This window comes from Streptomyces sp. NPDC005808 (assembly GCF_042871385.1).
Classification (GTDB): Bacteria; Actinomycetota; Actinomycetes; order Streptomycetales; family Streptomycetaceae; genus Streptomyces.
The window spans coordinates 1-13,271 of record NZ_JBIAIK010000030.1 but is presented as its reverse complement, the minus strand read 5'-3'; the positions used below and the strand labels follow the sequence as shown (position 1 = coordinate 13,271).

General features: G+C 70.1%; 13 protein-coding genes and 3 pseudogenes. 8 read left to right on the top strand and 8 right to left on the bottom strand.

Annotated elements, in window-relative coordinates:
* The first annotated feature begins 133 nt into the window (after positions 1-133).
* From ACFYPC_RS36300 to ACFYPC_RS36290, 3 genes are read left to right on the top strand one after another with little or no spacing between them, the layout of a single operon-like run.
* Positions 134-1,123: an AraC family ligand binding domain-containing protein gene (locus tag ACFYPC_RS36300; RefSeq protein WP_391891608.1), complete on the top strand. Its 990-nt coding sequence runs from the start codon at positions 134-136 to the stop codon at positions 1,121-1,123.
* A complete protein-coding gene (locus ACFYPC_RS36295; protein ID WP_385740849.1) occupies positions 1,075-1,743 on the top strand; it encodes an AzlC family ABC transporter permease in 669 nt (222 codons plus the stop codon). Before ACFYPC_RS36300 ends, ACFYPC_RS36295 begins: the two co-directional genes overlap by 49 nt.
* Positions 1,740-2,048: an AzlD domain-containing protein gene (locus ACFYPC_RS36290; protein ID WP_391891607.1), complete on the top strand. Its 309-nt coding sequence runs from the start codon at positions 1,740-1,742 to the stop codon at positions 2,046-2,048. The genes ACFYPC_RS36295 and ACFYPC_RS36290 overlap by 4 nt, the downstream gene beginning before the upstream one ends.
* A 113-nt stretch (positions 2,049-2,161) precedes the next feature.
* Here ACFYPC_RS36290 and ACFYPC_RS36285 read toward each other — a convergent pair whose 3' ends face one another.
* Positions 2,162-3,130 (bottom strand): hypothetical protein, encoded by a 969-nt coding sequence (locus ACFYPC_RS36285; protein ID WP_391891606.1) that lies wholly within the window; start codon positions 3,128-3,130, stop codon positions 2,162-2,164.
* An 80-nt stretch (positions 3,131-3,210) separates the two neighbouring features.
* On the opposite strand from ACFYPC_RS36285, the gene ACFYPC_RS36280 reads away from it, so the two are divergent.
* The 4 genes from ACFYPC_RS36280 to recX all read left to right on the top strand — a co-directional run bounded on the left by ACFYPC_RS36280 (position 3,211) and on the right by recX (position 7,065).
* Entirely contained in the window at positions 3,211-3,405 is a 195-nt protein-coding gene (locus tag ACFYPC_RS36280; protein ID WP_391891605.1) for a DUF3046 domain-containing protein, read from the top strand.
* A gap of 61 nt (positions 3,406-3,466) precedes the next feature.
* Positions 3,467-4,681 carry an AI-2E family transporter gene (locus ACFYPC_RS36275; protein ID WP_391891604.1) on the top strand — a complete coding sequence of 405 codons (1,215 nt, stop codon included), beginning with the start codon at positions 3,467-3,469 and terminating at the stop codon, positions 4,679-4,681.
* Between the two features lie 350 nt (positions 4,682-5,031).
* A complete protein-coding gene (gene recA, locus ACFYPC_RS36270; protein WP_391891603.1) occupies positions 5,032-6,156 on the top strand; it encodes a recombinase RecA in 1,125 nt (374 codons plus the stop codon).
* A 3-nt stretch (positions 6,157-6,159) separates the two neighbouring features.
* Positions 6,160-7,065, top strand: a complete 906-nt coding sequence (recX, locus tag ACFYPC_RS36265; protein ID WP_391891602.1) for a recombination regulator RecX — start codon at positions 6,160-6,162, stop codon at positions 7,063-7,065.
* Positions 7,066-7,228: 163 nt separating this feature from the next.
* On the opposite strand, the pseudogene ACFYPC_RS36260 reads toward recX, so the two are convergent.
* The 7 genes and pseudogenes from ACFYPC_RS36260 to ACFYPC_RS36230 form a co-directional block, all read right to left on the bottom strand.
* Positions 7,229-7,396 (bottom strand): annotated as a pseudogene (locus ACFYPC_RS36260) (sulfurtransferase); the annotation flags it as partial.
* Entirely contained in the window at positions 7,387-7,914 is a 528-nt protein-coding gene (locus ACFYPC_RS36255; RefSeq protein ID WP_391891601.1) for a cysteine dioxygenase, read from the bottom strand. The gene ACFYPC_RS36255 and the pseudogene ACFYPC_RS36260, both read right to left, overlap by 10 nt.
* A gap of 75 nt (positions 7,915-7,989) precedes the next feature.
* Positions 7,990-8,061 carry a putative leader peptide gene (locus ACFYPC_RS36250; RefSeq protein WP_323178383.1) on the bottom strand — a complete coding sequence of 24 codons (72 nt, stop codon included), beginning with the start codon at positions 8,059-8,061 and terminating at the stop codon, positions 7,990-7,992.
* A 325-nt stretch (positions 8,062-8,386) separates the two neighbouring features.
* The gene (locus tag ACFYPC_RS36245; protein WP_391891600.1) at positions 8,387-10,069 is read right to left on the bottom strand and encodes an FAD-dependent monooxygenase; all 1,683 of its coding nucleotides are present in this window, start codon (positions 10,067-10,069) and stop codon (positions 8,387-8,389) included.
* A gap of 206 nt (positions 10,070-10,275) precedes the next feature.
* Positions 10,276-11,217 carry an amino acid ABC transporter permease gene (locus tag ACFYPC_RS36240; protein WP_391891599.1) on the bottom strand — a complete coding sequence of 314 codons (942 nt, stop codon included), beginning with the start codon at positions 11,215-11,217 and terminating at the stop codon, positions 10,276-10,278.
* Entirely contained in the window at positions 11,214-11,882 is a 669-nt protein-coding gene (locus ACFYPC_RS36235; protein ID WP_391891598.1) for an amino acid ABC transporter permease, read from the bottom strand. The genes ACFYPC_RS36240 and ACFYPC_RS36235 overlap by 4 nt, the downstream gene beginning before the upstream one ends.
* 138 nt (positions 11,883-12,020) lie before the next feature.
* Positions 12,021-12,233 (bottom strand): annotated as a pseudogene (locus ACFYPC_RS36230) (hypothetical protein); the annotation flags it as partial.
* Positions 12,234-12,512: 279 nt separating this feature from the next.
* Here ACFYPC_RS36230 and ACFYPC_RS36225 point away from each other — a divergent pair.
* Positions 12,513-13,271: pseudogene (locus tag ACFYPC_RS36225) on the top strand (ATP-binding protein); the annotation flags it as partial.

The following is a 13,271-nucleotide window of genomic DNA, read 5'->3' as shown; positions in this document are numbered from 1 at the left end:
GGTGTCGAAGGCCGGACGGCGGCAGCGGCGCCGGTCGGCGGGAGCCGCTTCGTACGGGTGCCGAGTGCGACCTCGGTCGGGGGCCCCGGCCTGCGGCGTGGGGCCATCGGCACCGCTGACGCAGAATGAGCACATGGCGGGTTCGGCGGAGAAGGCGCGGCACTGGCAGTACGCGGAACTGCCGGGTGTCGATCTGCTGCGGGCCCGATACGTCGAGAAGGTCTTTGTGCGGCACACCCACGAGAACTTCGTGATCGCTGCCATCGCCGACGGGGTGGAGGTCTTCCACCACGGCGGCACCGACCAGTACGCGGGCCCGGGCACCCTGGCGCTGGTCAACCCCGACACTCCGCACACCGGCCGTGCGGGCGTCCCCGAGGGCTGGCGGTACGGGGCGGTCTACCCGTCGCCGGAACTGGTGGCCGAGATCGCCGCCGAGACCACCACGATCCGGGGCACCCCAGGGTTCACCAGCCCGGTGCTCGACGACCCGTACGCCGTGAATCTCGTCCACCAGGTGCTCAGGGCCGCGGAGGAGGGCAACGCGCTCGCCGCCGACACCCTGCTGCGGGTCGCCGTGACCCGGCTGCTGCGCCTGAACGGGGGCACACTTCCGCAGCGTCCCGTGCGCACCGCCGGCGGCCGGATCGCGGCACGCGCGCGTACCGTCCTGGAAGAGCGGATGGCCGAGCCCCCGCCTCTGGAGCGGCTCGCCGCAGACCTCGGCACCAGCCCGTTCGCGCTGCTGCGCGCGTTCCGCGACGCCTACGGCATGCCGCCCCACACCTGGCTGACCGATGCCCGGGTACGCCGGGCCCGCCACCTCCTGGATGCCGGTTCCGCGCCCGCCGAGGCAGCCGTGGCCGTCGGCTTCACCGACCAGCCGCACCTCAACCGCCACTTCACCCGGATCGTGGGCGTGCCGCCGGGCGCTTACCAGCGGGAGCGCAAGAACGTACAAGACGGCGACGGGCCGCTGCTCCTACCGTCCGGGGTGTGGCAGAACAGACAGCACTCGCAGACACGCACAAAGGAGACGGCGGAAAACCCGACGCAGCCGTCGTCCGAGACGCCCTGGGAGTCGGGGTCGCCGTCGGACTGTCCGGTTTCGCCTTCGGGGTGACCTCGGCAGGCAGCGGCCTCACCCTGCTCCAGACCTGTGCGCTCAGCCTGCTGGTGTTCACCGGCGCCTCACAGTTCGCGCTCGTGGGCGCGCTCGCGGCCGGCGGCAACCCGCTCACGGCCGCCGCCGGCGCCTTCTTCCTCGGGGTGCGCAACGCGTTCTACGGACTGCGGCTGTCGCAGTTGCTGGCACTCCCGCGCGCGGTGCGCCCGTTCGCCGCGCAGTGGGTCATCGACGAGACCACGGCGGTCGCCCTCGCCCAGCCGACCCGCCGCAGCGTCCGCATCGGCTTCACCGTCACGGGGCTCACCCTCTACGTGCTGTGGAATCTCACCACGCTGCTCGGCGCTGTCGGCGCGGAGGCCATCGGAGACACCGATGCCTGGGGGCTGGACGCAGCAGGGCCCGCCGTCTTCCTCGCGCTGCTCGCACCGATGCTGAAGACCACGACGGAGCGTGTGGTCGCGGGTTTCGCGGTCCTTCTGGGCCTCGGTCTGCTGCCCGTGCTGCCCGCCGGAGTCCCCGTCCTGGTGGCCGCGCTCGCCGCTCCCGTCGCCCTCTACGTAGAGGGCCGCCGCAGTGCCCGGACCGCCGACGAAGCACCGGGGGAGGACCGATGAGCATCTGGATCGCGATCGGCGCGACTGCGGTCGGCTGCTATGTCGTCAAGCTCATCGGGCTGCTGGTACCGGCCGGCGTACTGGAGCGGCCGCTCGTCCAGCGACTCGCCGCCCTGCTTCCCGTCGCCCTCCTCGCCGCTCTCACGGCCCAGCAGACCTTCGCCGACGGGCAGGCCCTGGTGGTGGACGCGAAAGCCGCTGGGCTCGCCGCGGCCGCCGTCGCACTGATCCTGCGCGCCCCCTTCCTGCTCGTGGTCGCCGCTGCCGTACTGGTGACGGCGGGGGTGCGGGCGTTGACGGGGTGAGGTGCGGCGCATCAGGAGGGATACCGCGGACCAACGGGCCGTCGCACGGCCTTTGGGGCCGGCGGGCAGTACGGCCGCCGTGGCCTCTCGCAGCACTCGCAGCACTCGCACGGTCAGGCGATGGGGCGTCCGTACGCCCGCAGGGTGCGCAGTGCCTCGATCGTCACGATGGGGCGGCACTCCAGTGCCGTGCCCGGTGCCCACTGACGCCAGCGGATCGGCCAGCCGCCGTCCTCCTGCTGCTCGTTCGCCAGGTGGTCGAGGGAACGCGCCATCTCCTCGTCGGTGAACCACGCACGCGCGAGTGAGCCCGGGGTCTTCGCGTAGTCGTGGGGGAAATGGTGCTCACCGGGCGCGTAACCGGGCGCGACCGGGAATGCCTCCAGGCGCTCGGGATCCAGCGCAGCGAGCCGGTATTCGCGTACCAGGCGGCCCAGCCGGTCGGCGGCAGCCTCCGCGCGCGGGCGGTCGGGCGCGAAGTCCAGGAAGGTCACGGCGGCCTCGATCTCGTACGGATGGGACTTCTCCAGGGAGTCGATCGCCTGCCAGCAGAAGTCCGTCGCCCGGAACAGCCAGGCGTGCCACACCTCGTTGCGGTGCAGCAGACCCACCGCGGGCCCGGTGGCGAGGAGTTCGCTCGGCGGATTGTCGACGACCGGCACGAAGGGAGCTGTCGGATAGCCGCGCTGACTCGGAAGGATCGTCGGCAGCGCGCCGTCCGGCATCGAGATGGCGGTCAGATAGCGGCACACACGCTCCACGCGCTGTCCTCCACAGCGCCCGATCGAGTCGAGCACGCGCAGCGCGTGCCCGGTGTGCAGCGGCTGGCTGACAGGGCCGCGCAGATCGGGCTCCAGCGCGTGACCGTAGCCGTCGTCGTCATTGCGATAGGCGGCCAGCGCGGTTTCCACCGCGTCGGCGCCGCCGACGTCGCTGTTCAGAAAGTGGTATTCGAAACGGCGCTGCTCCAGCACGCGCGCTGTGAGCCAGACGAAGTGCTCGGCGCGCGCCAGCGGGGAGTGCGCCAGCGGGGAGTGCGCCGGGGGCGTCGGGGGGAGTGGGGATGCTCCTGATTCGGCCATGGGTCCGACCGTAGGACGGAAAGCGGTCTCGGCAAGCGGTCCCGGCTCGGGCCCACCCTCAGGAGCGGGATAATGGAGTCATGCGGTTGACGGTCTTCTGGCAGCGGATGGCGGATCACTTCGGTGCGGATTACGCCGAAACCTTCGCGCGCGATCACGTGATGACGGAGCTCGGAGGGCGGACCGTTCACGAGGCGTTGGACGCGGGCTGGGAGGCCAAGGACGTGTGGCGCGTGGTGTGTGCGGCTGTGGACGTTCCCTACGAGAACCGCTGACGGCGCACGAAGACTTGGGGGCGGCACTCGATCTGTCGGTGGCGTGGGCGAGACTTGCTCCGTGGCCCCGACAGATGAGACCGCTCAGGTCGCCCAGCAGGCATCACCGTTCGGCACGACGCCGCCCGCCGGCCCCCCGGCCGGGGACGCCGCCGCGCAGGGCGGACGCATGCCGCGCTGGCTGCCGCGCGCCATGGTGCTGGCCCTCGCGCTCATCGCCGTGTTCCAGCTGGGCAGTTGGGCGTTCCACGAACTCACCGGCCTGCTGATCAACGTTCTCATCGCGTTCTTCCTGGCGCTCGCCATCGAGCCTGCGGTGAGCCGGATGGCCTCGCGGGGCATGCGCAGGGGGCTGGCCACGTTCCTGGTCTTCATCGGCCTGCTGGTCTTCGCCGCCGGATTCGTCACGTTGCTCGGCTCCATGCTCGCGGGCCAGATCATCAAGATCGTCGAGGACTTCCCGGACTACCTCGACTCCGTCATCAACTGGGTCAACGCGCACTTCCACACCGATCTGAAGCGAGTCGACGTCCAAGAGGGCCTGCTCCGCTCCGACTGGTTGCGCAACTACGTCCAGAACAGCGCCACCGGCGTCCTGGACGTCTCTGCCCAGGTGCTCGGAGGCCTCTTCCAACTGCTGACGATCACGCTGTTCTCCTTCTACTTCGCCGCGGACGGGCCGAGGCTGCGCCGCGCGCTGTGCTCGGTGCTGCCGCCCGCCCGACAGGCCGAGGTGCTGCGCGCGTGGGAGATCGCCGTGGACAAGACCGGCGGTTATCTGTACTCGCGCGGCCTGATGGCGCTCATCTCCGGGGTCGCGCACTACATCCTGCTGGAATCCCTGAGCGTGCCCTACGCGCCCGTGCTGGCCGTCTGGGTGGGCCTGGTCTCGCAGTTCATCCCCACCATCGGCACCTATCTCGCGGGTGCCCTGCCGATGCTGATCGCCTTCACGGTCGATCCCTGGTACGCGCTGTGGGTGCTGATCTTCGTCGTGATCTACCAGCAGTTCGAGAACTACGTACTGCAGCCCAAGCTGACCGCGAAGACCGTCGACATCCACCCCGCGGTCGCCTTCGGATCGGTCGTCGCGGGCTCGGCGCTCCTCGGTGCCGTCGGCGCGCTGATCGCCATCCCCGCGATCGCCACGCTCCAGGCATTCCTGGGTGCCTATGTGAAGCGGTACGACGTCACGGACGACCCCCGGGTGCACGGTCACCGGGAACGGGGCACGAGCCCTCTCTTCGCGCGCGTGCGGCGGCTGTTCAGCAGGTAAGGACAAGCCGCCCCGACTCAGGCTCCGCTGTGCCTGTGCCTGTGCCTGTGCCTGTGCCTGTGCCTGCGTCGCGGTTGAGGTGCGAGGCGCGAGGCGCGAGGCGCGAGGTTCAGCCGGTGTCAGAGCGTGAACGTACTGTCGGTGGTGCCGCGTGGTGCGCTTGACACCAAAATCGAACATCCATTCTCATGGAGTCTCCGGCGAAGTTCCCGACGGGGATTTCGGCAGGGTTTTCACGGAGATGTGCCCGAGTTATCCACAGGCCGGACGGGCGTCGGGGCGCATTGTCAGTGGCAGGCGTTAGCGTCTTTGACGTGAAGCGATCGACTCAAGCAAATCGGGTGGAACCCATGGCAGGAACCGACCGCGAGAAGGCGCTGGACGCCGCACTCGCACAGATTGAACGGCAATTCGGCAAGGGCGCGGTGATGCGCCTGGGCGAGCGGCCGAATGAGCCCATCGAGGTCATCCCCACCGGGTCGACCGCCCTCGACGTCGCCCTCGGCGTCGGCGGACTGCCGCGCGGCCGAGTGGTGGAGGTGTATGGCCCGGAGTCCTCCGGTAAGACAACGCTGACTCTGCACGCGGTGGCGAACGCGCAGAAGGCAGGCGGCCAGGTGGCCTTCGTGGACGCCGAGCACGCCCTGGACCCCGAGTACGCGAAGAAGCTCGGCGTCGACATCGACAACCTGATCCTGTCGCAGCCGGACAACGGCGAGCAGGCTCTGGAGATCGTGGACATGCTGGTCCGCTCCGGCGCGCTCGACCTGATCGTCATCGACTCCGTCGCAGCCCTGGTGCCGCGCGCGGAGATCGAGGGCGAGATGGGCGACTCGCACGTGGGTCTGCAGGCCCGACTGATGAGCCAGGCGCTCCGCAAGATCACCGGCGCGCTCAGCCAGTCGCAGACCACCGCGATCTTCATCAACCAGCTTCGCGAGAAGATCGGCGTGATGTTCGGCTCACCGGAGACCACGACCGGCGGCCGGGCACTGAAGTTCTACGCTTCGGTGCGGCTCGACATCCGGCGCATCGAGACCCTGAAGGACGGCACCGACGCGGTCGGCAACCGCACCCGCGTCAAGGTCGTCAAGAACAAGGTCGCGCCGCCCTTCAAGCAGGCCGAGTTCGACATCCTCTACGGGCATGGCATCAGCCGTGAAGGCGGCCTGATCGACATGGGCGTGGAGAACGGCTTCGTCCGCAAGGCCGGTGCCTGGTACACGTACGAGGGCGACCAGCTCGGCCAGGGCAAGGAGAACGCGCGCAACTTCCTCAAGGACAACCCCGATCTCGCCAACGAGATCGAGAAGAAGATCCTGGAGAAGCTGGGCGTCGGTGTGAAGCCGGAGAAGCCCACCGTCGAGCCGGGTGTGGACGCGGCGGTCTCGGTCGCTTCGGACGGGGCCGCCAAGACGGTGCCCGCTCCGGCGGCCAAGGCTTCCAAGCCCAAGACCGCGGCGGCCAAGAGCTAGCCCATGACGCGACGAACCGACTGGGCCGAGTACGCCTACCCTGCTGCCCCGGAGGGGCAAGGGCAGGGGTACGACGGGGGCGTGGGCGTCTCGGCCGGAGACGGTGACAGGGCGTACGGCGGTGACGGGGCGTACGACGGTGGGACGTCCGGTGCCGACGGGTTCTACGGCGGCGAGCCGGATGGCAGGGGGGCGTCGCGGGAGAGCGGCTCATGGGGCGGCGAAGGCCTGCCTCGGGGTGACGGTTCGTCAAGCGGCGGCCCGCGCTGGGGTGGTGGCCGGCGCAGTGACAGCGGGCCGCGTGGCGGACGAGGACGTCGGAGGCGCGGCGGTTTTGGTGAGTCGTCCGGCGACCTACAGGACGGAGGTGCCCCTTCCTCGTCGAGGGCCGAGAAGGGGGAGCCCCCAGCGGACCCGGTTGAGCGGGCACGGGCGATCTGTCTGCGCCTGCTCACCGGGACCCCGCGCACGCGGAAACAGCTCGCGGACGCGCTGCACAAACGCGAGATCCCCGACGACGTGGCGGAGAAGGTGCTGTCACGCTTCGAGGAGGTCGGCCTGATCAACGACAGTGCTTTCGCCGACGCCTGGGTGGAGTCCCGGCATCACGGCCGGGGCTTGGCCAGACGGGCGCTCGTGCAGGAGCTGCGGACCAAAGGCGTGGACTCGACGCTGATCGACGAGGCGGTCGGACAACTCGACTCGGAGCAGGAGGAGGCGACCGCGCGCGAACTGGTCGCCCGCAAGTTGCGCTCCACGCGAGGCCTCGACCGGGACAAACGTCTGCGGCGCCTCGCGGGCATGCTCGCCCGCAAGGGCTACCCCCAGGGCATGGCCCTGAGAGTGGTCCGCCAAGCGCTGGAGGAGGAGGGCGAGGACACGGAAGGCCTTGAGGACGAGGGGTTCTGATCCGGCGTGGAGGGCGGCGCAAGCTCGGTGCCCGTATTCACGTACGGCTTGAGGAATCGCACGTGCGACGTTACAAATGCCCTCGCTTATGAAGAACCGCATGCTGCTGTGCTCGCTCGGCACGGGCCGTCGGCGCGCCTTCCGGCTCGTCCGCGTCCCGAGCGATCAGGCCGTCGCGTTTACGGAGGGCGGCGTACCGGATGTCGACCAGGAGACCCTCGCCGGCCTGCTCGGCGGCGTAGGCCTCCTTGGCCTCCACGCGGTCGAGTCCCTCGCGGACCTGATCCAGCAACTCGTCCACTCCCAGCGGGCGTCGAGCGGTCACTGCCAGTCCTCCGGGCGCTCCACCTGCTCCAGGCGCAGCACCTGGCCCGTGCGGCTGTAGCGACGGATCCGGGGCAGCGGCGGGTAGTAGGCGTGAACCGAGATCGCGTGTTCTTCGGTGGACTCGTTGAGCACCTCGTGCACATGGTGGCGGCCGAAGGAGCGGCCCTTGCCGACCGTCAACCGGCGCTCGCGGTCCACCCCTTCGGTGAGTTCGAGGGTCTTCCAGCCGTCGGTGGGCAGTCGGGCGGTGAGTGAGTACTCCTTGAGTTCGCCCGACGCAGTGAGGAAGGCACCGACCGAGTCGGCGTGGTCGTGCCAGCCGGTTCCGGTGCCGGGAGGCCAGCCGATGAGCCAGGCCTCGCTGCCTCCGGGGCCTTCGAGACGTACCCAGGTTCGGCCCTCGGGATCGAGCGGCAACGAGGCGATCAGCTCGGCGTCGGCGGCGCTACGGCGCACGAATTCGAGCAGCTCGGCCTGGGTGGGAGCTTGCGGGGGCGCGGAAACAGAGGGTGACACAGACACACGTACCGTCCTGAGGGTTTCGCCTGGGAACCCGCGGCCATGGAGAGCCGGCTCACGCGGGGAGAAGGATGCGAATCAGCAGGACGGGTGACAGATGCAGCCTGCATAGCGGACCAGGTCCATATGGACCCTCCGCCACAGGTGCACACAGGTATCGGTCACGATCCGGAGTACACCATGGCGGTGGAGAAGGGTCAACTGACAGTCACTATGTGGACCTCGACCCGCTGTCGCCCGACACTGCGGGCCAAGGCCGAGCGAGCGCGGGATCAGTGCGCGGGGCGACTTCGGTGACCGCGGTTCAGTGCTCCGGGCGGCGGAATTGAGCACGCCGCCTCAGTGGCTGAGAGGGCCTTGAGCACCGCCACGTCAGCGCTCCGCGCGGTCTTGAGCACTGCCACGTCGGCACTCCGGGCGGGCTTGGTGACCGTTGCAGCAGCGCCCTGGGACGCGGCCCTGAGTGACCGACATATCAGCCCGTGCTCGCCGTCGCTCCCGCTTCCGCCTCCGCCTTCGCCGGTCCGCCCAGTGTCGCCTCGGCCGCCGCGTACAGATCGGCCGGGCGGACCCCGCTCAGAGCGGTGACCAGGTGCCCGTCGGGGCGGACGAGCAGCACGGTGTGCGCGGCCGCGCCGGGGTAACTCTCCGCGACCAGCAGTTCGGCCGGATGCGGTAGCGCGGTCACTGCTGCCGCGAGCCGGGGCATGATTCCGGCCGTCACCCAGTGCTTGCGCTCCCACACGCCGGTACCCGGTGCGATCAGCACCACCAACAGCACGCCACGCCCGAGCCGCTCCCGCAACGGCACGAACGTGCCGTCCTCGGCCGTCACCCGTACGTCGACCACCGGCGCACCGGGCGTCGTGTCAATGGGAGCCTCCGACTCGGCGTACGGAGGCGCAAGCGGGGAATCGGCGTACGCCCCCGGCGCACCCAGCGGACCGCGCCCCAAGTGGCCGTCCGTGAGGATGGTGTCGTGTCCCCGGGCCGACCCGGGAACGTACGAGCGCAGCCCTCCGCCGCCACGCAGCAGCGGCAGGGCCTGATCGGCGGCGCGCAGCCGGGCCGCGACGACCGCACGCCGCTCGGCCTGGTAGCTGTCGAGCAGTGCCTCGTGCGGTCCGTGGTGCCAGGCCAGCGCCAGCTTCCAGGCGAGGTTGTCGGCGTCCCGCAGCCCCTCGTCCAGGCCCTGCGTGCCGAGCGCGCCGAGTAGGTGAGCGGCGTCCCCGGCGAGGAAGACACGGCCGGACCGCCACCGGCGGGCGAGGCGGTGATGGACGGTGTGGACTCCGGTGTCGAGAAGCTCGTACGGAGGTGTGGAGCCGCCGTTCCAGCCTCCGAGGGTCTCCCGGATGCGCGCCACCAGCAGGTCGGGCGTGACGAGGTCCTTGCCCGGGGGCAGCAGCCAGTCCAGCCGCCACACGCCGTCGGACAGGGGGCGTGCCGTCACCTCTCCGGCTGAGGGGCCCGACGTCCGCCACGGAGGCATCCGGTGCAACAACGCCTCGCCGGGCCAGGGGAGTTCCGTACGGAGCGCTGCCACGGCGTGTCGCTCGACGGCGGTGCGGCCCGGGAAGCGGATGTCCTGGAGTTTGCGCACCGTCGAGCGTGGTCCGTCGCAGCCGACGAGGTAACTGCCGCGCCACCACGTGCCCTTGGGGCCGCGGGTGTGCGCCGTGACGCCCGAGGTCTCCTGCTCGGTGGAGTCGAGGCGGCTGTTCGACGCGATCTTGACGAGTCGCTCGCCCGCGATCGCCCCGCGCAGGGCGGCGGTCAGGACGTGCTGGGCGAGATGTAACGGGGCGGCGAAGGGTTCGGCGGCGCCTGGGACGTCCGCACCGTCGTGGCCCACCCGGCGGCCCGGGCCCTCCACGTCTTCAAAGCCCCCTGGACCGAACCTGATCTCGCCCATCACCTGCTTGCGCCGCATCGACCGCCATCCGGCCCAACGGAGGCCGGCCTCGGAGAGGGGGGAGCCCGTCAGCCGCTCGACGAGTGCGGCGGTGTCCTCGCGTAGAACCACCGTTCGCGCGGGCCGCTGTTCGTCCTTGCCCGGTCCTTCGTCCAGGACCACGGAGGGGACCTCCTGGCGGGCGAGGGCAAGGGCGAGCGTGAGCCCCACGGGCCCCGCTCCGACGATGATCACCGGGTCCACGGCGCGGTGCCCCCTGCCCGGAGCGGTGCCCTGAGGGACGTACGGGAACAGGCAGTTGGAGCGGGGTGCACGATCACAGAACGTATGCAACCTATTGCCGGTGCTTGCGTCAAGTGACGGAGGCAGTGGCGATCACGCCACTGCCTCCGTGCTGTTCAAGGCACTTGACCGTACATCAGATCAAAGATACTTGACTGTACATCAGATCATCGGGGTGGCTTGTCGGTGAAGGTGAAGCCGCTCGGGCCGCCGCCCTCGCCACCGGTCCCGAAACCGCCGCCCACCGCGGCTGGGTTGATCTCCACCGCGTCCTCGCCGAGGACCACGCCCGTGCCCTTCTTGCTGCGCCGCAGCCTGCCCTCCAGCCAGCCGGCGAAGCTGGTGAGGATGAAGTTCACGATGATGTAGATGATCGCCACCACGATGAAGCTGGGGATGACGTTCGCGTAGTTGGCCGCCAGCGTGCTGCGCGAGCTGAGCAGCTCGGTGAACCCCAGCATCGCGCCACCCAGCGCGGTGTCCTTCACGATGACGACGAGCTGGCTGACGATGGCCGGCAGCATCGCGGTGACCGCCTGCGGCAGCAGGACGTTGGTCATCGTCTGGCCCTTGCGCAGACCGACCGCCATGGCGGCCTCCGACTGCCCCTTGGGCAGCGAGAGGATGCCGGCTCGTACGATCTCGGCGAGGACCGAGGCGTTGTAGAGCACCAGGCCGGTGACGACGGCGTAGAGAGGCCGCTCTTCGCTTCCGATGTTCGTGGAGCGGACGTAGAACTCGTTGGCGAACAGCATCAGCAGTAGCACCGGGATCGACCGGAAGAACTCGACCACCGCGCCGGCAGCGCCCCGCACCCATCGGTGATCGGAGAGGCGCGCGATGCCGAAGACCGCGCCCAGCGGAAGGGCGATCACCATGGCGATCGCCGCGGCCTTCAGGGTCTCACCGAGGCCGGGCAGCAGGTATGTCGTCCAGGCCTGCGACGTGGTGAACGGCTCCCAAAGGTCCCACTTCAGCTGGCCCTTGCCGTCCATGGTCTGCCAGATCCACCACAGGAACAGGGCGAGCAGGACGAAGAAGATCACCGAGAAGATCACATTGCGCCGCTTGGCGCGGGGACCCGGGGTGTCGTAGAGCACGGAGGTCATCGCTTCACCGCCAGTCGCTTGCTCAGCCAGCCGAGGATGAGGCCGGTCGGCAGGGTCAATACCACGAACCCGAAGGCGAAGACCGCACCGATGGCGACCGTCTGGGCCTCGTTCTCGATCATTTCCTTCATCAGAGAGGCGGCCTCGGCGACGCCGATCGCGGCCGCCACCGTGGTGTTCTTGGTCAGCGCGATCAGTACGTTGGCCAGCGGGCCGATCACCGAGCGGAAGGCCTGCGGAAGGACGATGAGCCTCAGGACCTGACTGAAGCTCAGCCCGATGGCGCGTGCCGCCTCGGCCTGCCCGGGGGGCACGGTGTTGATGCCGGAGCGCAGTGCCTCGCAGACGAAGGCGGCGTGGTAGCCGACCAGACCGAACACGGCTAGGCGGAAGTCCTGGACTTCGAAATCGTCGGGCGCTCCCATCGTCATGCCGAAGATGTCGGCGAGGCCGAGTGAGGCGAAGACGATGATGACGGTCAGGGGGATGTTGCGGACGATGTTGACGTAGGCGGTGCCGAACCCGCGCATGAGCGGGACCGGGCTGACCCGCATGGCGGCCAGCAGGGTGCCCAGGATCAGGGAGCCCAGGGCGGAGAGGGCGGTGAGCTTCACCGTCATCCAGAACGCCGCGAGGACGTCGTAACCTTCAAGAAAGTCGAACACGATCTCCCGCGCTTCCGGGTGTGTGGCTTACGTGGAGGGCATGGCGCGGGGGCCCCCCGCGCGCGGGGGCCCCCCCCGCCCAGCCCGGGCCGCGGGGGGTGCACCACGGTGTCCAAAAGGGGACACCCCGCGGGCCCCCCCGGGCCCCCGGCAGCCGGCCCGGGGGGGGTTGTGGGCGGCGGCGGCGCGCGGCCCCCCCACGCCGAGGGGGACCCGCCGGTAGTTGGAGGCGTCCATCGTCGTCAGGGCGCGCGCCGTGGCGTCGAACGCGACCTCGCCCCTCACGGACGCGCGCAGTTCACGGACGAGCGCGGTGGGGGTACCGCCGGGGTGAGCCTTGCCGAATGCCATCCGGCCAGGATGCCGTCGGCCCGGCGGACGCGCCCGGCCGCCCCGCCCGACGGCCCCGCGCGTTTCCGCCGATTACGTCAATACGTCGAAATATGCCGGGCTCGCAAACACAAACTGAACAGAGAACACCACAAGTTCTTCCCAAACAGATCGTCAATTCTCATATAGTGACCCAGACTTGTCTGGGAATTCTCAGTTCCAGTTGTCGCATTTGATCATCACCGTCACGACTCGCCCGAACCGTCCCATCCATCACCGTCCGCCCCCCAAGGACTCCGCTTGCGCCCCTCAACCCGGCCGACCGCACTGGCCCTGCTGGTCACCGTGGCCCTCACCGGATCCCTGTGCCTGTGGGCGGTCGCCGCCGCTCCCGAGTCGGCCAGGACCGCAGTGGCCTGGGGGGCGAGCGCCGCCGCCGTGCTGCTCTCCGCCGCCGTCGCCACCGCCGTCCACGCCCGCCTCGCCGCGCGCCGACTGCGCGAACTGCTCGCCGCCGAGAGCGGCCGGTTCACCGCCGAGACCTCGCGCATGGTGTCGGCGTCCGCGGCCGACGCCCAGCGGTTCACCGCCGAGACGGCCAGGATCAAGGCCGCGGCGGCCGCCGAGACGGCCCGCGTCATCAAGGACGCCACGGCCGGCACCGAGCAGCTCACCGCCGAAAACGCGCGCCTCAAGGCCCGCGCCGCCCGCAGTGACACCGAGCGCTCCGCCGCCGTCGCCGCCTGCGCCAACGCCGCGGGCCGGATGCAGGCCCTCGCCACCAGCATGCTCGCCGACCTGCGGGACATGGAGCACCGGCACTCCGCCGAGGACGTCCTGGGCGACCTGCTGCACCTGGACCACCGCACCGCCCAGGCGGGCCGGCTGGCCGACTCCATCGCCGTGCTGACCGGCGCCCGCTCCGGCCGGCGCTGGGCGAAGCCGATCGTGATGGAGTCCATCCTGCGCGGCGCGATGGGGCGGATCAGCGGATACCAGCGCATCCGTCTCCACTCCACCAGCGATGTCGCCATCGCCGGCCACGCCGCCGAGGGCGTC